The sequence below is a fragment of the Pseudomonas sp. TUM25319 genome, assembly GCF_056388475.1.
This window is the reverse complement of the sequence record NZ_CM150751.1, coordinates 3,352,836-3,369,429: the sequence shown is the minus strand read 5'-3', so window position 1 is coordinate 3,369,429 and position 16,594 is coordinate 3,352,836. Positions and strand designations below refer to the sequence as shown.

Annotated in this window: 16 protein-coding genes; 6 read left to right on the top strand and 10 right to left on the bottom strand. The window is 64.7% G+C overall.

Features of this window, described 5'->3' with window-relative positions; all coding sequences use genetic code 11:
* Positions 1-36: 36 nt before the first annotated feature.
* Entirely contained in the window at positions 37-819 is a 783-nt protein-coding gene (locus tag AC05QJ_RS15840; RefSeq protein WP_476747764.1) for an amino acid ABC transporter ATP-binding protein, read from the top strand.
* 58 nt (positions 820-877) lie between these two features.
* Here the strand turns inward: AC05QJ_RS15840 and AC05QJ_RS15835 are convergent, their stop codons facing one another.
* The gene (locus tag AC05QJ_RS15835) at positions 878-1,435 is read right to left on the bottom strand and encodes a DUF4174 domain-containing protein (RefSeq protein ID WP_476747763.1); all 558 of its coding nucleotides are present in this window, start codon (positions 1,433-1,435) and stop codon (positions 878-880) included.
* A 226-nt stretch (positions 1,436-1,661) separates the two neighbouring features.
* Positions 1,662-2,435 (bottom strand): AraC family transcriptional regulator, encoded by a 774-nt coding sequence (locus AC05QJ_RS15830; protein ID WP_476747762.1) that lies wholly within the window; start codon positions 2,433-2,435, stop codon positions 1,662-1,664.
* 167 nt (positions 2,436-2,602) lie between these two features.
* Between AC05QJ_RS15830 and AC05QJ_RS15825 the strand changes: the two genes are divergently transcribed.
* Both AC05QJ_RS15825 and glsB read left to right on the top strand, forming a co-directional pair.
* Entirely contained in the window at positions 2,603-3,820 is a 1,218-nt protein-coding gene (locus AC05QJ_RS15825; protein WP_476747761.1) for an MFS transporter, read from the top strand.
* 94 nt (positions 3,821-3,914) lie between these two features.
* Complete coding sequence (gene glsB / locus AC05QJ_RS15820) at positions 3,915-4,835, top strand: glutaminase B (protein ID WP_476747760.1); 921 nt, start codon at positions 3,915-3,917, stop codon at positions 4,833-4,835.
* Here the strand turns inward: glsB and AC05QJ_RS15815 are convergent.
* Positions 4,804-5,064, bottom strand: coding sequence for a hypothetical protein (locus AC05QJ_RS15815; RefSeq protein ID WP_476747759.1), 261 nt, complete (start codon positions 5,062-5,064; stop codon positions 4,804-4,806). The two genes, glsB and AC05QJ_RS15815, sit on opposite strands and share 32 nt — an antisense overlap.
* Before the next feature lie 137 nt (positions 5,065-5,201).
* Here AC05QJ_RS15815 and AC05QJ_RS15810 point away from each other — a divergent pair, with 137 nt between their 5' ends.
* Complete coding sequence (locus AC05QJ_RS15810) at positions 5,202-5,744, top strand: P-loop NTPase family protein (protein ID WP_476747758.1); 543 nt, start codon at positions 5,202-5,204, stop codon at positions 5,742-5,744.
* On the opposite strand, the gene AC05QJ_RS15805 is transcribed toward AC05QJ_RS15810, so the two are convergent.
* Together AC05QJ_RS15805 and AC05QJ_RS15800 are read right to left on the bottom strand one after the other, a co-directional pair.
* The gene (locus AC05QJ_RS15805; RefSeq protein WP_476747757.1) at positions 5,710-5,907 is read right to left on the bottom strand and encodes a DUF1289 domain-containing protein; all 198 of its coding nucleotides are present in this window, start codon (positions 5,905-5,907) and stop codon (positions 5,710-5,712) included. The genes AC05QJ_RS15810 and AC05QJ_RS15805 overlap by 35 nt on opposite strands.
* A gap of 3 nt (positions 5,908-5,910) precedes the next feature.
* Positions 5,911-6,222 (bottom strand): hypothetical protein, encoded by a 312-nt coding sequence (locus AC05QJ_RS15800; protein WP_476747756.1) that lies wholly within the window; start codon positions 6,220-6,222, stop codon positions 5,911-5,913.
* Positions 6,223-6,704: 482 nt separating this feature from the next.
* On the opposite strand from AC05QJ_RS15800, the gene AC05QJ_RS15795 reads away from it, so the two are divergent.
* Entirely contained in the window at positions 6,705-7,652 is a 948-nt protein-coding gene (locus AC05QJ_RS15795; protein WP_476742354.1) for an IS110 family transposase, read from the top strand.
* Positions 7,653-7,724: 72 nt separating this feature from the next.
* Here AC05QJ_RS15795 and AC05QJ_RS15790 read toward each other — a convergent pair whose 3' ends face one another.
* The 5 genes from AC05QJ_RS15790 to AC05QJ_RS15770 form a co-directional block, all read right to left on the bottom strand.
* On the bottom strand, positions 7,725-10,703 hold the full coding sequence (locus AC05QJ_RS15790) for an autotransporter outer membrane beta-barrel domain-containing protein (RefSeq protein ID WP_476747755.1): 2,979 nt from the start codon (positions 10,701-10,703) through the stop codon (positions 7,725-7,727).
* A gap of 232 nt (positions 10,704-10,935) precedes the next feature.
* Positions 10,936-11,133 (bottom strand): DUF1737 domain-containing protein, encoded by a 198-nt coding sequence (locus AC05QJ_RS15785; RefSeq protein ID WP_476747754.1) that lies wholly within the window; start codon positions 11,131-11,133, stop codon positions 10,936-10,938.
* A gap of 47 nt (positions 11,134-11,180) precedes the next feature.
* Positions 11,181-12,986: a glycoside hydrolase family 15 protein gene (locus tag AC05QJ_RS15780; RefSeq protein ID WP_476747753.1), complete on the bottom strand. Its 1,806-nt coding sequence runs from the start codon at positions 12,984-12,986 to the stop codon at positions 11,181-11,183.
* A 79-nt stretch (positions 12,987-13,065) separates the two neighbouring features.
* A complete protein-coding gene (locus AC05QJ_RS15775) occupies positions 13,066-13,968 on the bottom strand; it encodes a LysR family transcriptional regulator (RefSeq protein ID WP_476747752.1) in 903 nt (300 codons plus the stop codon).
* Positions 13,969-14,109: 141 nt separating this feature from the next.
* Positions 14,110-15,024 (bottom strand): LysR family transcriptional regulator, encoded by a 915-nt coding sequence (locus tag AC05QJ_RS15770; protein WP_476747751.1) that lies wholly within the window; start codon positions 15,022-15,024, stop codon positions 14,110-14,112.
* Between the two features lie 192 nt (positions 15,025-15,216).
* Between AC05QJ_RS15770 and AC05QJ_RS15765 the strand changes: the two genes are divergently transcribed.
* On the top strand, positions 15,217-16,548 hold the full coding sequence (locus tag AC05QJ_RS15765; RefSeq protein WP_476747750.1) for a dicarboxylate/amino acid:cation symporter: 1,332 nt from the start codon (positions 15,217-15,219) through the stop codon (positions 16,546-16,548).
* Positions 16,549-16,594 lie beyond the last annotated feature (46 nt).

Below are 16,594 nucleotides of genomic sequence, written 5' to 3'. Positions count from 1 at the left end.
GCCTCGCCATTCGAGCCACGCCGGAGAACGATAACAATGAACGCCTCACTCAGCCTTGCCGAACCCTCTCCCATCGCCGCCGCGGGCAACGTGGCGGTACAGATCAGCGGCCTGGACAAATACTACGGCCCGTACCACGTGCTGCGCGGCATCGACCTGACCGTGCGCGAGGGCGAGCGCATCGTCCTTTGCGGCCCTTCCGGGTCGGGCAAGTCCACCCTGATCCGCTGCATCAACCGCCTGGAGATCGCCGAGAAAGGCCGGATCCTGGTCAATGACACCGACCTTGCGGGCAACACCCGCCAGGCGGCGAAAGTGCGCAGCGAGATCGGCATGGTGTTCCAGCATTTCAACCTGTTCCCGCACATGAGCGTGCTCGACAACTGCACCCTGGCGCCGATGAGCGTGCGCGGCCTGAGCCGCAGCGAAGCCGAGGAACTGGCGCGGTTGTACCTGGACAAAGTGGGCATCGGCAGCCAGGCGGGCAAGTACCCCGGCCAGCTGTCCGGCGGTCAGCAGCAGCGGGTGGCGATCGCCCGGGCACTGTGCATGAAGCCCAGGATCATGCTGTTCGACGAGCCGACCTCGGCACTCGACCCGGAGATGGTCGCCGAAGTGCTCGACGTGCTGGTCAAACTGGCCGACAGCGGCATGACCATGCTCTGCGTCACCCACGAGATGGGCTTCGCCCGCCAGGTGGCGCAGCGGGTGCTGTTCCTCGACGGCGGCCAGATCATCGAGGACGCACCGCCGGAAACCTTCTTCAACGCACCGCGCAGCCCGCGGGCGCGGGACTTCCTCGCGCAGATCCTGCACTGAAACGAACACGGGGCCGACCTCGCGGTGAGGTCGGCCCCGTGCTGTCTGCCGCAAGGGTTCAGTCGTCCAGCGGTTTGGGCGGCGGCAGCGGCTTGGCTGGCTTGGCCGGTTTTGCCGCTTCACCGGGCTTGGCCGGCTTGCCGGCCTTGGTTTCGGCGACGGGCACTGGTTCCGGTGCGGTGATGGCTTTCTCGCTGGCGGGCAGCTCGTCGACCGCGGCGAAGATCTTTGCGGTGTCGACCGTGCCGTCGTGCTCGATCTCGTGCGCCACGCCATCCTTGCCCACCAGAATCACCCGGGTGCCGGTCTTGGCACTGCGCGATACCTCGCGGATCAAGGCCATGGTGGTCTGCTGTTCGAGGAACTTGTCGTCGCGCTTGCCGATCATGCCGGCAACGCTGTAGAGCACCAGCCCGCGCTCCTTGAAACCGGCCTGGGTGGCCGGATCCTTCAACGACTCGGTAATGCCCCGCAAGGTCGGGTCGGCGGTACTCGGTGCAATGACCACCAGCGGGCGGGCCTTGCCCAGTTCCTGGGCCAGAGGGGCGTCATCGGCGATCGCGAGCGGCGCGAAGACGGCGAGCAGAGTGGCGAAGGTCAGTGACCGGGCGAGCATGTGTTTCTCCTTCTTGTTTCCTCGTAACAGTGACTACAGACCTGCAGGAAAGATCCGAAGGCCGCAGCCTAAACGAACGCAAACAATTGATGCGCGAGACAAAAGTAACTTCCGGTTTCAGGGAAATGCCGGGAGCGATGAAAATTCACCATCCAAATAGCGAAAATTCCTAATCGCTAAAAGCAGGATAGCTGATGGATAAGGCCACGCTTTCGCAGAGGACCTGTCAGCGAAAAAACTGGCTCGGGGTCTTGCCGAAATGCTTGCGGAACATGGCACTGAAGGCACTCGGGCTGTCGTAGCCCAGTTCCCCCGCGACGTCGATGATCTTCTCCCCCACGGCGATGCGCTCCAGCGCCAACAGCAAGCGCGCCTGCTGGCGCCATTGGCCGAAGGTCATGCCGGTGTCCTTGTGGAACAAGCGCTGGATGGTCTTTTCGTCGAGGCCCAGGTGCGTGCTCCAGTGGGCCAGGGTCGAGCTGTCGCCGGGGTTGCGTTGCAGCGCTGCACAGATCTTGCGCAGCCGCGGGTCGACGGGCTGCGGCAGGTTCAACGGCAGGGTGGGCAGCATCTCCAGTTCATCGAGGATCAGCCGCATCACCCGCGCCTCGCGCGAATCGGGACGGTGCGGATGGGGCATGTCCACCGAGACCTTGATCAGCTCGCTGAGCAGCGGCGAAATGCTCACCGCACGGGTCTCGCCAGGCAGATCGAGGGCGTCGTCGGCCTGGACGAACACGCTGCGCATCTTGATCGCGCCGACGCAACGGATCGCGTGCACCTGGCCACGGGGCATCCACAAGCCCCGGCTCGGCGGCACGGTCCACTGGCTCTGCGCCGAGTTCACCACCATCACGCCCTCGATGGCGTAGATCAACTGGTGCTTGTCGTGGGCATGGGGCGAGATGTGCCAGTTCTCCGGGTAATCGGTGGCGCTGCTGCTCAGGCGCCAGTCGGCCTGGTCGATGTCGCGGAGAAATTCATCAAGCGGTCTGATCATCTTGCCCTTTTCTCGACAGTCGCCTCCCGAATCGCGTGAGACAGGCATGTATCCGGCGCCTAGCATAGCCCTCGCTCCACCCGATCCTGAACCCCCGCGCGCGTATTTCTGCCCAGGCCCCGGCCTGCGCCAGTTGCACCGCGCCCTGCCCTGGAAGGTCCAGCACCATGTCTACCAGCAGCACCGCGTCACCCTTCTCCGCCGCCTCGGTCGCACGCCAGGCCAGCCCTCTGGTCATGCGCGTGATCGGCGCCTGCGCCCTGGCCCACCTGATCAACGACCTGATCCAGGCGGTCCTGCCATCGATCTACCCGATCCTCAAGGCCAACTACGGCCTGAGCTTCACCCAGATCGGCCTGATCACCCTGACCTTCCAGCTCACCGCCTCGCTACTGCAGCCCTGGGTCGGCTACCACACCGACCGCCATCCCAAGCCATGGCTGCTGCCCACCGGCTCGATCTGCACCCTGGTGGGCATCCTGATGCTGGCCTTCGTCGGCAGCTTCGAGGCCATCCTGCTGGCCTCGGCGCTGGTGGGCATCGGCTCGTCCACCTTCCACCCGGAAGCCTCGCGCATCGCCCGGCTGGCGTCAGGCGGACGCTTCGGCCTGGCGCAATCGACCTTCCAGGTCGGGGGCAACGCCGGTTCAGCCTTCGGCCCGCTGCTGGCGGCGGCGATCATCATTCCCTACGGCCAGGGCCACACCGCCTGGTTCGGCCTGTTCGCGCTGTTCGCCATCGGCGTGCTGTACGGCCTCAGCCGCTGGTACCGCGGGCACCTGGCGCTGTTCACCCTCAAGCCCGGCAGCCAGGCGACCCATGGCCTGTCGAAACGGCGGGTGACCTTTGCCCTGGTGATCCTGGCGTTGCTGGTGTTCTCCAAATACTTCTACATGACCAGTTTCACCAGCTACTTCACCTTCTACCTGATCGAGAAGTTCGACCTGTCGGTGGCCAGCTCGCAGCTCTACCTGTTCCTGTTCCTCGGGGCGGTGGCGGCCGGTACTTTCTTCGGCGGGCCGATCGGCGACCGCATCGGGCGCAAGGCGGTGATCTGGTTCTCCATCCTCGGCGCCGCGCCCTTCACCCTGGCGCTCCCCTACGTGGACCTGTTCTGGACCAGCGTGCTGAGCATCGTCATCGGCTTCATCATGGCCTCGGCCTTCTCGGCCATCGTGGTCTACGCCCAGGAGCTGGTGCCGGGCAACGTCGGGATGATCGCCGGGATCTTCTTCGGCCTGATGTTCGGCTTCGGGGGCATTGGCGCGGCGCTGCTGGGGTATCTGGCGGACATCCACGGCATCAACGAGGTGTACACCCTGTGCTCGTACCTGCCGTTGCTGGGCATCCTGACGATCCTGCTGCCTTCGACCAAGGGCGTCTGATGCCATGAGGGGCTGACCGCCGCCGCCGATGTGCTCCAGCGCCCATCGGCGGCGTCAACCCAATCCGGCCCCTCATCCTTCCCAGGCATTACCGATGCAAGCACTGCTGCAAGACATCCTCGACCAGGTCCGCCCCCTGCTCAGCCACGGCCAGGTGGCGCAGTACATTCCCGCCCTCGCCCAGGTCGCACCCGACCAGCTCGGCATTGCCGTGCACGGCCTGGACGGCCAGGTGCATTGCGCTGGCGACGCCGAGACACCGTTCTCGATCCAGAGCATCTCCAAGGTGTTCAGCCTGGTCCAGGCCATCGGCCACAGTGGCGAGTCCATCTGGTCGCGGCTGGGCTACGAACCGTCCGGGCAGGCGTTCAATTCGCTGGTGCAGCTCGAAGTGGAAAAGGGCCGCCCGCGCAACCCGTTCATCAACGCCGGCGCCCTGGTGATCTGCGATATCAACCAGTCCCGCTACGCAACGCCGACCCTGTCGATGCGCGACTTCGTCCGTCGCCTGAGCGGCAATCCGCGCATCGTCAGCGACGCGGTGGTGGCCGAATCCGAGTACCAGCACCGTGCGCGCAATGCCGCCATGGCCTACCTGATGCAGGCGTTCGGCAACTTCCACAACGACGTGGACGCGGTGCTGCGCAGTTACTTCCACCACTGCGCCCTGTCGATGAACTGCATCGACGTGGCCAGGGGCTTCGCCTTCCTCGCCAACAGCGGCTACTGCCCCCACAGTGGCGAACAGGTGCTGAGCCCGCGCCAGGCGCAGCAGATCAACGCCATCATGGCTACCAGCGGCCTGTACGACGAGGCCGGCAACTTCGCCTACCGCGTGGGGCTGCCGGGCAAGAGCGGGGTCGGCGGCGGCATCGTCGTGGTGGTTCCGGGGCGCTACAGCATCTGCGTGTGGTCACCGGCGCTGAATGCTTCGGGCAACTCGCTGGCGGGTCTGCGGGCGCTGGAGCTGTTGAGCGAGCGCCTCACCGGCTCGGTGTTTTCGGCGGTGCCCTGAGGGCGCCGCGCACCTCGATGTCGGTGAGGCCGACGCGCTCGGCCTGTTCGAGGATTTCCCCAGGCGTGGCGTCGGCGCTGGGCATCACCAGGCTGTTCTCGGCATCGCCATGGTGCAGTTGCAGAAGATGCAGCGCCGCTTCATGGCGAGGCAGGTCGGCTTGCGGCAGTTCCAGTTCATGGGTGCAGGGTTCGCCGTCGCAACGGTAGTCCAGGGTGTAAAGCGTCATGTCGAGGTTCTCGCGGCAGTTGGGAAAGGTCCTTTACCCTGACTCAACAGTCAGTTTTTAGTTCAGGCGAGCGCTTGACAGCGCCCCGGAAACGGGCAAAATCGCCGCCCTTTTTTGCGCGACAGGACGTCCTTTCCATGCAACGGATCATGATTCTGGGCAACGCCGGCAGCGGCAAGTCCACCCTGGCCCGGCTTCTGGGCCAGCGTCTCGGTCTGCCAGTGGTGCACCTGGACAAACTGTTCTGGGAGCCCGGCTGGGTCGAGCCCGACGCCGAGCAGTTTCGTGAACGGATGCGCGCCGCACTGCGCGGTGACGCCTGGATCAGCGAAGGCAACTACGCCCGGCGCACCTTCGACCTGCGCCTGCCTCGCGCGGACCTGGTGATCTGGCTCGATACGCCACGCTGGACCTGCCTGCGCCGGGTGATCGTGCGCAGCCTGCTGAACCGTCCGCGCCCCGATCTTGCCGAAGGTTGTCGGGAAAAGCTCGATCGCGAGTTTCTGACCTTCCTGAAATTCGTCTGGCAGTTCGACCGTGGCTACCGGCCAGGCATCGAAGGCGTGCGGCTGAAGGTCGGCCCGCAGGTGCCGGTGGTGCACTTGCGGGGCAACCGGCAGGTGGCCGGATTCGTCGAGCGTCTGGTCAGGACGGACACCGCCCCGCGTTCTTCTTGTTGATCGCCTTCATCCGCGCCGCCGCCCGTTGCACGGTGGCCATCTTCTCGGGGCGTTTCATGCCCCGCCACTTGCGGATTTCCTCGCGGCTGCGGCCGCAGCTCACGCACAGTTCACTGTTGAGCTGACAGAGGGACACGCAGGGGTTCTCGATATCCTTGGCCATGGTTCAGCCCTGCCGCTCGTGGATCAGCCGCAGCGGGTCGGCGACCTGTTCCAGCGGCACGCCGGCATCGGTCAGGGCGATGTCCGTGAACTCGCGGATGCGTGCCAGTGCCGGGCCACTGGCGGCCCGGTCGCGTTGCTCGACGGTGGCGAAGGCCCAGCTGACCTGGAGGCTGCGGGGATAGTCGGCGTAATCGACCACATGGTCGAGCCAGACAAAACCGTCGATCTCGAACTTCGCCGCCTCGCAGGCCTGGGTGAGGTATTTGATGAGGCGCCGCTCGACGCTGGCGCTTTCGTTTCTGGACAGTTTCATGGGCATTCTCCGCGTGTCCCCGGCGCAGGGCCGGGGGCGGCAGATGGTACGCGGTCTGCGGGCGGGTGCCCAGCACAGAGGATCTGTTGTCATGCACCAAGGCTGACAACGCCAGTCTCACAGGTCATGGCGCGTTGCAACAAATGTGGGAGCCGGCGTTGCCGGCGATGCGCCGTGCGGACGGCGCTCGATCTCGAGAACGCTGAAGATCTATCGACAAGCGCACGGCAGCCATAACCCAGTCGCCCGGAACGACGCCATCGCTGGCAAGGCCAGCTTGTATGGTAGGACTTGAAGGGAGGAGAAGGGACAAAGCCAGCTTCTGACTGTTCGCGCAGTACAGACCGTGGGAGATCTCGCCCCTCCTCCTTTCACCCAAGCGCCGATAAAGAATCCTTCTGGCTCACAACCGACGAAAGATACAAGCCTGCGCCTCTGGGTGGCCCTTCAAGCCCTCAAACCATATCCGGGAAGAAAGCCCAATGGCAATGCCAGTTACTGTTTTACAGCCGATTGTGGGTGTGGACGTCGCCAAAGATGAGTTGGTGATTTACCACGCCGAGTCCGATGAGCTGGAGACCATTCCCAATAACAAGACATCCATCAAGAATTGGCTCAAAGCGTTGCCGGGAAAAGTAGCTGTCGCCATCGAAGCGACCAATATCTATCACTTGATGTTCGCTGATCTCGCTCATGAGTTCGGCTGCACGATTTACATGGTGGGTGGCTATGAACTGAGCCACTACCGCAAAGGCGTGAATATCCGCGCCAAGACCGACGCGCTGGATGCCCGGCTGCTTGCTCGGTATCTCAAGAACGAGGGCCAGGAGCTACGTCCGTGGAGCCCGCCCTGCACGCTCTATCGTCGCATTATCAGCCTTTTCCGCCGTCGTGCTGCAGTGGTCCAGGCGCGCGTCAGCCTCAAACAGAGCTGGGCCAATGAACCCCTGCTCAAGAGGGCAATAGGGGGCCAGCTCAAAGCCATGGCGCGATTAGAAGCGCTCATTGAAAAAACCATCAATAACCAGTTGAAAGAGGCCGGATTGGCGGAGCAATTGGAGCGTTGCATGAAAGTTGAAGGTATCGGTTTGTTGACTGGCGCTCGTTTGCTCACCGCCTTTCAGCGAGGAGACTTTCGAAACTCGGATGCCTTTATCGCATTTCTGGGACTGGACCTCCGGGTCTCCAAGTCGGGCCAGAAAGATGGACGTCGCAGTTTGTCCAAGCGCGGTGATCCTGAAGCTCGTCGCCTGTTGCACAACGCTGCAATGTCGGCCCGTCGCACTGCTGCTTGGAAAGAGGTTTATGAGGGATACATAAGCAAAGGATTCCGCACTACCCAAGCCTTGGTGATGCTCGCTCGCAAGCTTGCTCGCGTGGTATTCGCCCTGTTGAAAGGACAGGGCGAATACCGACCAAAAGTCAGCTAATGGGCTTCCCGAAAACCATAGAATCTCCCACAGGTTTTCGAGCCCGAGAGAATCAGGCGCTTGAGCCCTGCCTCAGAACTTCAGTTCCCACTGCCCCATCAGCGCATGGTTGCGGCTATTGCTGCCCAGCTCGCCGCTGTAGCCAAGCCCCACCGACTGGCGAGCGCTGACGCCGAGGGTCAGGCCGGCTTCCACCACCAGGCTGTCGCGGTCCAGCGCACTGCCCTCGACACTGAAGGCGTCGCCACCGGCGATGAAGGCCTGCCGGGTGCGGGTATCGAGGCTGCCGTAGGTGTGGCGCCAGCCGAGGCTGGCCCGTGGGGTCAGGCTCATGCCGTTGTCCAGCTGGCCCAGGTGGGCGATGCGCACGCCGAAGGTGCTGGTGACGTTGTCCTGGGTATCGGCTTCCACCGCCAGCGCGGCATCGCCGCCCTTCTCGCGGTAGGCATCACGGTGATAGCGCTGGTAGCCGAGGTTGGCGAAAGGCTCGGCACTCAGGCGACCGCTGCCCAGGGCATAACCCAGTTCGGCGAACGCTTGCTGGCTGTCGGCATCGTAGTTGCCCGTGATGCGCTCTTCAAAACCGCTGAAGCCCAGGTCTCGCTTGCTGTCGCCGTCGTGGCGGCTGTAGGCCGCGCCCAGGCGCAACGCCAGCGCACCGCTCTGACGCAGGGCGTAGACACCGGCGTGCCAGCTATCGACGTTGCCGTCCAGGCCGGTGGCGTCAAGCCGGGTACGCGAGTAGCCACCCAGCACGCCCAGGCGCCAGTCGCTGCCCACCGCCCAGTCCAGGCCCAGCACGGCACCGCCGGTGCGCTGTTCGAGCGCACTGCTGCCGTGACTGCCATCGACCTTGCCGTAGCTGCCCAGGCCCTGCACCCACAGGCGGCCGAGGGCATTCGGGTCGTTGAGGTTGCGCACGCCCTGGGACAGGCCGGTGGCGGCCAGCACCGGTGTGTCGTCCTGGTTCAGGCCGACCAGCAGGCCAGCACCGCCGCCCAGCGACTGCATGGCGCCGAGCATGCTGCTGCCGACCTGGGCACTGCCAGCCAGGGTGGCGCCGGCCAGATTGGCGGTACTGGCGCCGCTCAGTTGCTCGATGGCGCTACCAGCGGTGGCAGTCGAGGTGTTGAGCAGGGCGTTGTAGAGTTTGCTGTCACTGCCGAGGCTGCCCAGGGCGCGGGCCGCGGCGGCGCTGTTGCCGTTGCCGGTGTAGTGCTCGAAGGACACGTCGTTGCGGGTGTAGTCCAGGCCCACCGAGGTACTGGTGTAGGTCAGGGTCGGGGTCAGGAAGGCGTAGTCACTGGTGACCTTGCCAAAGGTGCCGTCCACCGCGCCGGCATTGAGCACCGTGTAGTGGCTCTTCCACGGGTACTCGCCCGCCGACGGCTGCACCTGCAGGCTGGCGCCGTTGAGGTGGGCGGTGCCGCTGACGCTGATCGGCGCACTGCTGCCGTCGGCGTTGACGCCATAGACCAGGCTCGCGCCACTGGCAAAGTTCAGGTCGCCGTTGACCGTGGCCACCCCCAGACCGGTATTGGTCAGCATACGGCCATTGATCGTCAGACCACCCACCGAACCGCCGCCGGCATAGGTGCCATCCACCACCAGCGCACCCAGGATGCTGCCCTGGTTGACCAGGCTGGCGCCGGTATTCACCGTGCCGCCCTGGCTGAAATCGTCGACGCTGCTCAGGGTCCAGGTGCCGCCATTGACCACCAGCTTCTCGAAGTTGGCGCTGTTGCCGAAGCTGCCGCTGCCATCGAGGGTCAGGGTGTCGATGCCGTCGCCGGCATCCACCAGGCCCTTGAACACACCGCCCGTGGTGACGGTCAGGCTGTCGTTGCCGTCGCCCATGCTCAGGGCCAGGCCATTGCCGCCGCTGATGAGGCCGCCGTTGATCACGGTGTCGTCGAAGTTGCCGATCAGTTTGATGGCAAAACCGCCCTCGCCTTCGATCAGGCCGAAGTTGGTGATACGGGTGGCGGCCAGCCCGGAGCCTTCGGCGCCATCGTCCACCAGGATGCCGTTGTCGACGCTGCGGATGATGCCGCTGGCGGTATTGACGATGGTACCGCCGCCCATGGCAATGCCTTCGCTGCCGTTGGGCCGGCCACCGCTGTCGACGCCCTTGGCGCCGAGGCCCTGGATGGTGCCTTCGTTGTAGATATGGCCGATCTTGTCGATGTCCACGCCGTCACCGTCGCCATTTATCTTGCCGTCGGCGATGGCCCCGGTGATGACCCCGCCCGCGTAGTTGAAGACGGTCCCGAAACCGTCGGAACCGAAGCCCGAGCCGTTGCGACCGGTGACGCTGCCGTAGTTGTACAGAGTGGCGTCGGTCTTCAGGTCGATGCCGTGGCGATCGGCGCTGATGGTGCCGTAGTTGTACACGGTGACGCCGGTGGACTCGCCGATCTTGATGCCGTCGAACTTCTGGTCCAGGCCGTTCTTGTCCTGGGGCGCCGTGTCGGTGTGGATCAGGCCGTAGTTGATGACGGTGGCGTTGGAGCCGGTCTTGATCGCGTCGTTGCCCACGGCGTGGATCACGCCGGTGGCTTCGTTGGTGAGGCTGGTGGTGAATTTCGGGTTGTTCAGGGTTTCCAGGTCGATGGCCTGGCCGTCGCCGGTGGACTCGATGGTCCCGGCGTTGACGATCTTCAGGGTACCGCCCGCCGTCGGGTTGGTCTGGAAGCGCAGGCCGTCGTTGGTGCCCTGGATCAGTGCGCCGGCCTTGTTGGTGATGACCCAGGCGCTGGCGTCCTCGCCTTCGTCCTTGGTGTCGATGCCGCGGGCCACGGTGGAGCGGATGATCCCGGCGTTCTCCACGGTCATGGTCGTGCCGCTGGTGTGCTTGGGCAGGATCACCCCGTCGTCCTTGCTCGAAACGATGCTGCCCTGGGCGGACACCTTGAGGTTGTCGCCCTTCTTCAACTCCAGCGTGTCGGTGGTGGCGCTGGTGATCGAGTAATCCTTGGCGACGGAGGCTGAAGCGAAAGCCGCGCTGGCGAGCGCGATACACAGGGCAAGGCGATGCGGGGTGAAGAGCATGGCAAGGTGACCGTTATCGTTATGAAAGCCGGTCAATATGGCGATGGGATATTACGGTTTGATTGATGAGGCAGTGACACGTCACAAGCCGCAAGCGGCAAGAGAAGTCCAGTGCCCGACTGCCCTGCTCTTGCCGCTTTTGGCTGGCGTTCTGGCATCCGCCAACACCAGGTCAGCTCTCTCGCCGACGGGATTGACCCCGGCGGCGGTGATGATGGCCTGAGGTAATGCCCTACCTCCTCGTCGCCGGCCACACCACTGCCTGCGCCGCAATCACGTGCTGCTTCACCGCGTCGAAGGTGATGCTGGGCGAGCCGTGCAGCTCGTAGCCCTGGGCGAGCAGGTCGGAAATGCGCTGGCAGAACGCGGAGTCGTCGCGGCCGGTGATGAGGCGATACGCCGGCTGGTCGTTGGGTGGTGTAGAGGTCATGGCAGTTGTCCTGGTCATTCAGCGAATCGGGCCGCCGATCATAGCCCTCAGCGCTTCGCCTTGTCCCCGCCAATGGCCCGCGCCGCGCGGATCAGCGACAGGTGCGTCAGCCCCTGGGGCAGGTTGCCCAGGTAATGCCCCTCGTCCGGATCGACCATCTCGGAATAGATCCCCACGCCGCGTCCCAGCCCTTCCACCGCCTGCTCGAATGCCTGCTCGGCACGGGCTTGCTGGCCCAACAGCGCCCAGGCCTCGACCATCCAGAAGGTGCAGGCGAGGAAGCAGCCTTCCTCCAGATCGACCTGGCTGTAGCGGAAGTGGAATGCGCCACGCCCCAGTTCCCGCTGCACCGCCTCCAGGGTGCTGCCCAGGCGCTCGCGCTCGGGGTAGCCGAAGCGCACCGCCAGGGCGATCGAGGCGTCCAGCTGACCGCTGTCGGGATAGAACTGGTAGGCCTGCAACGCCTCGCTCCAGCAGTGCGCCTCGACCCAGGCGTGGATGCGCTGGCGCTCGCGGTCCCAGCGGTCGCGGCAGGTGGTGGGCAGATGGCCGTGGTCGGCCAGCTCCACCGCGTAGTGGAGCGCCTGCCAGCAACTGATCTTCGAGGTGGTGTAGTGGCGGATCTCCGGCAGCTCCCAGAGCCCGGAATCGGGCTGACGCCAGGTGTCGGCGCACTGGTCGGCGACGCCGCAGAGGATCTTCGCGCTGCGGGCATCGAGGACGTTGCCGCAACTGATGAAGCCGCGCACAGTCTCGAAGATGTCGCCGTAGATACCATGCTGGATCTGGCCGGTCGCATCGTTGCCCACCACCGGTGGCGAGAACTTGTAACCCGGCAACGGAACCGCCCGGGCGCCCTCGCCCACCTCCCCCAGCAAGGTGTAGAACACCCGCACGCCGTGCTCGCCCAGGCGGTGCAGCAGCCAGGTCAGTGCTGCCTTGGCCTCCGGCTGAGCGCCCATGGTGAGAAAGGCGCCGATGATGTAGCCGGCATCGCGCACCCAGGCGAAGCGGTAGTCATAGTTCTTGGTGCCGCCGATGCGTTCCGGCAGCGAGGTGGTGGCCGCGGCCATGATCGCGCCCGTGGGGGAAGACAACAGCAGCTTCAGTGCCAGCGCACTGCGTACCACCAGTTGCGGGTACGGGCCGTCGTAGCTGAGGCAGTCGCTCCATTGCCGCCATTCGCGGTGCGAACCGTCGATGCGTGCGTCGATCAGTTCCAGGCTGGGCACCACCAGCGGTTCGTCGCGGCCGGTGACCAATGCCATCACGACCTTGTCCCCCGCCGTCACACTCACCTCGGCACGCACGCCCAGGTCGTCCTTGCGGGTGACCTGTAGCTGCTCGTCGCAGATGAACATGCCGAGGATATGCCCGGCGTGGAACACGCAGCCGTTGCCGGTGGCGGCGAGAAACGGCGAGACGGTATCGGCCTGGGTGCCGAAGTCGATCTTCACCGCGAACCCGACCTGGCCTTCGAGACCTTCCAGACGCCGCCCCAGCTCGCCCCAGGGCAAGCGCCCGGCCGGGCCGCTGTTGAGCGACTCGGTCAGCCGCGCCTGGCCGCCCTCGGTGATGAACAGGGTTTCCAGCACGTTGCTGCCCGGCAGGTAACGGCGTTCGACGCGGTACGGCTGTGTCGGCGTGATCGCGAAAAAGCCGCCGTGCTTCGGCGCCAACAGGCGGTCGAACAACGGCGGCGAGTCCATGTGCGGTACGCACCACCAGTCGATCGAGCCGTCCCAGCCCACCAGGGCCACCGAGCGGCCGTCACCCAGCGCCGCATAACCTTCGAGGGGGAGCCAGCCACCGGCATCGCGTTGCGGTTCCCCATGCTGGATGCCTTGTATCACGCGGTCTTCCACAGCAGTCGCTCCAAACCGGAATCGTCTACCTTGGGACCGGTGCGCACCGCCACTGGTTCGCTTGCCGTTACTTGCCCAGCTCTTCCCGACAAAAGTCCACGAACAACTGCGCCGGCCGGGTCAACTGCACGCGCTTGAGCTTCGCGGTCACCAGCCCCGACAACTCCACAGGTTCGGTAATGTCCACCGCCACCACTTTCTGCCCGTCGTAGGTGCACTCGGAACTCGGCCGGGTCACCAGCAGCGAGAAACCGAAGCCCTGTCCCACCATGCCGCGCACCATCTCGATCGACGGAGAGCTGAAGACGATGTTCGGGGTCAGACCAAGATCGTTGAACAGGCTGACGAAGTAAGTACGGCTCGGCGCCACATCCAGCAGGATCATTGGCTCGGGACACAGGTCCCGCAGCGACACCTGGCTCTGCCCGGCGAAACGGTGCTTCTGCGGCAGCAGCACGTAGGGCTTCTGGGGCGGCATCAGCGGTTCGGTCTCGATGGTGTTGTCCAGGTAGTGGTCGTAGAGGAACGCCAGGTCGAAGGCGCCGGAGGTCAGGCCCTGGATCAGTTCCTGCTGCTCGCCGTCGCGCAGGCGGATGTCCACCCCCGGATAGCGCTGGCGAAAGCCAGCGATCAGTCGCGGCAGGTACAGCGGCGCCACGGTTTCGAACACGCCGATATCGATCTGCCCGGCCACGGTGTCGTTGTCGGCCAGGGCGTTCTGCTCGAACTCGCGGGTCATCTGCAGCAGGGCCTTGGTCTTGCTGTAGAAACGCTTGCCACTGGGAGTCAGGGACACACCCTGGGCGTGGTGGCGGATGAACAGCTGTACGCCGAAGCTCTCTTCCAGGCTCTTGATCGCCGTGGAAATCGACGGCTGGGCGATGTAGAGCTGGCGCGAAGCCTCGGCAACGCTGCCGGCCTCGACGGTGGTGACGAAATACTTGAGTTGTCGCAGGGTGTAGGAAGCCACGTGAACTTCTCCTGGCTGGCTGCCGGCTCCGTCCCGCAGCTTGGGTAAGACGTTTTACCTGTCACCTTACCCTAGCCGCCGCCCGCCGGCGTGGCCGGTGAACGAGGATTTTCCTGCCGTCGGACGATATTTTCCCTTGGCTCACTGCCAGCCTTCCAGGCCGCTGGCGTTGCGCTGGAAGAAGTCGCGCAGGTGGTCGATAAAGAACGCCACCTTGGCCGACAGGTTCAGGCGCTCCAGGTACACCGCGTAGATGTCCGCCGGCGGGGTTTCGTAGTCCTGCAGCACTTCCACCAGCTCGCCCGAGCGCAGGTGGCGGGCCAGGTTCCATTCGGCGCGCATGAGGATGCCGTGGCCGTCCAACGCCCATTTCAGCGCCACTTCGCCGTCGTTCGTACTGAGCCCGCCCGCGACCTTGATCGATTCCGACTGCTTGCCCCGGCTGAAACGCCACACACCGAAGGCCAGGTCGTTCTGGCGCAGGACGATGCAGTTGTGCCGCGCCAGGTCCTTCGGCGTTTCAGGGTGGCCGTGGCGCGCCAGGTAGCCCGGCGTGGCGCACAGGCGTCGGCGGTTGCTGGCGATCTTGCGGGCAATCAGTCGCGAGTCGGGCAGCTCGCCGAAGCGGATGGCGACGTCGGTGGCGTCGTCCGGCAGGTTGATCGGACGGTCGGTGAGCTGCAATTGCACCTCCACTTCCGGGTGCCGGTGAACGAAGGACGACACTGCCGGGCCGACATGGGTACGCCCGAAGCCGAGCGGCGCATTGACCCGCAGCAAGCCCCGAGGTTCGGCGCGGCTGCTGGATACCTGCTGCTCCATTTCCTCGATCTCGCCGAGGATGCGCTGGGCGTTGACCAGGTACAGCTCGCCTTCGGCGGTAAGGCTGATGCTGCGGGTGGTGCGGTTGAGCAACCGCACGCCGAGACGCTGCTCCAGTTGCGCCAGGCGCTTGGACACTGCGGGCGGTGTCAGGTCGAGTTCCCGTGCGGTCGCCGCCAGGCTCCCCGCCCGCACCAGTTGCACGAAAAACGCCAGTTCCGAGACCGGGCTCATTAGTAATTCCAGGTAAACAATGTAGTTAATTTCATTGTATTACCACATTTCAGAAAAACCCTTAAATTTGCCTCCGTGATTACCCACATGAAATCTGGGCTATCTGCCCGGCGACGCTGCCTCGTCGCCGCCTGACAGCCCGGCCGCCAACAAAAAATCCGACTCACAACAATAAAGCGGAGAAAAACGGCCATGCGATTCTTAGGCAAGCTGTATGTACAGGTTCTGATCGGCGTCTCCATCGGCATCGCGCTGGGGGTGTTCTGGCCGGACGTCGGTGTTGACCTCAAGCCCCTGGGCGACGCCTTCATCAAACTGATCAAGATGGTCTTCGCCCCGATCATCTTCGCCACGGTGGTGCTCGGCATCGCCAAGATGGAAAACATGAAGGAGCTGGGACGGGTCGGCGCGCGGGCACTGATCTACTTCGAAGTGCTCTCCACCTTCGCCCTGGTCCTGGGCCTGATCGTGGTCAACCTGGCCCAGCCCGGCCAGGGCATGAACGTCGATCCGGCGACCCTCGACACCAAGAGCATCGCCAGCTACACCTCGGCAGCGGCTGCCGGCTCCGGCAGCTTCACCGACTTCCTGCTGCACATCATCCCGGCCAGCGTCACCGACGCCTTCGCCAAGAACGAGATCCTGCCGATCCTGCTGTTCTCGACGCTGCTGGGCATTGCCCTGGCCCAACTGGGTCCGCGCGGCAAGCCGGTGGTGGATGTGCTGGAGGCCTTCTCCCACGGCATGTTCCATATCGTCGGCATGGTCATGCGGGTTGCGCCGCTGGCGGCCTGCGGCGCCATGGCGTTCACCGTCGGCAAGTACGGCCTGGGCTCGATCGTGTCCCTCGGCAAGCTGATGGCGACCATGTACATCACCTGCTTCCTGTTCGTGGTGATCGTCCTCGGCTTCGTCGCACGGCTGTCCGGCTTCAGCCTGTGGAAGTTCCTCAAGTACCTGAAGGAAGAGCTGTTCACCGTGCTGGGCACCAGCTCTTCGGAATCGGTGGTGCCGCAACTGATGGGCAAGCTGGAAAAAGCCGGTGTGTCCAAGCCGGTGGTGGGCCTGGTGATTCCGTCCGGGCTGACCTTCAACCCCGACGGCCAGTGCATCTACTACACCATGGCGGCGATCTTCATCGCCCAGGCCACCAACACGCCGCTGAGCCTGACCGACCAGCTCATCGTCCTCGGCGTCCTGCTGCTGACCTCCAAGGGCTCGGCGGGGGTGACCGGCTCCGGCTTCATCACCCTGGCCGCCACCCTCGCCTCCCTGGGCAGCATTCCGGTGGCCGGCATGGTCCTGCTGCTGGGCGTCGACCGCTTCATGTCCGAAGCGCGCGCCATCACCAACACCATCGGCAACGCCGTCGGGACCATGGCCATCGCCAAGTGGGTCGGTGCCCTGGATACCGCACAGATGAACCGTGCCCTGGAGGGTCAGGCCGATGCAGAGCCACAGCGCCAGGCCCCCGCACCATCGAACCCAACCGTGAAACCGGCAACCACCGTCAGCGGCGCCTGAGCCGCGGTCCGGAAACCCGCCTTGTGATGCAGTAAGGAGAACAAAC

Coding starts and splice junctions, on each gene's coding strand:
- AC05QJ_RS15805 (WP_476747757.1), bottom strand. CDS start 5,907: ATGGCCAAGGATATCGAGAACCCCTGCGTGTCCCTCTGTCAGCTCAAC.
- AC05QJ_RS15795 (WP_476742354.1), top strand. CDS start 6,705: ATGGCAATGCCAGTTACTGTTTTACAGCCGATTGTGGGTGTGGACGTC.
- AC05QJ_RS15785 (WP_476747754.1), bottom strand. CDS start 11,133: ATGACCTCTACACCACCCAACGACCAGCCGGCGTATCGCCTCATCACC.
- AC05QJ_RS15810 (WP_476747758.1), top strand. CDS start 5,202: ATGCAACGGATCATGATTCTGGGCAACGCCGGCAGCGGCAAGTCCACC.
- AC05QJ_RS15800 (WP_476747756.1), bottom strand. CDS start 6,222: ATGAAACTGTCCAGAAACGAAAGCGCCAGCGTCGAGCGGCGCCTCATC.
- AC05QJ_RS15840 (WP_476747764.1), top strand. CDS start 37: ATGAACGCCTCACTCAGCCTTGCCGAACCCTCTCCCATCGCCGCCGCG.
- AC05QJ_RS15835 (WP_476747763.1), bottom strand. CDS start 1,435: ATGCTCGCCCGGTCACTGACCTTCGCCACTCTGCTCGCCGTCTTCGCG.
- glsB (WP_476747760.1), top strand. CDS start 3,915: ATGCAAGCACTGCTGCAAGACATCCTCGACCAGGTCCGCCCCCTGCTC.
- AC05QJ_RS15815 (WP_476747759.1), bottom strand. CDS start 5,064: ATGACGCTTTACACCCTGGACTACCGTTGCGACGGCGAACCCTGCACC.
- AC05QJ_RS15765 (WP_476747750.1), top strand. CDS start 15,217: ATGCGATTCTTAGGCAAGCTGTATGTACAGGTTCTGATCGGCGTCTCC.
- AC05QJ_RS15830 (WP_476747762.1), bottom strand. CDS start 2,435: ATGATCAGACCGCTTGATGAATTTCTCCGCGACATCGACCAGGCCGAC.
- AC05QJ_RS15790 (WP_476747755.1), bottom strand. CDS start 10,703: ATGCTCTTCACCCCGCATCGCCTTGCCCTGTGTATCGCGCTCGCCAGC.
- AC05QJ_RS15770 (WP_476747751.1), bottom strand. CDS start 15,024: ATGAGCCCGGTCTCGGAACTGGCGTTTTTCGTGCAACTGGTGCGGGCG.
- AC05QJ_RS15825 (WP_476747761.1), top strand. CDS start 2,603: ATGTCTACCAGCAGCACCGCGTCACCCTTCTCCGCCGCCTCGGTCGCA.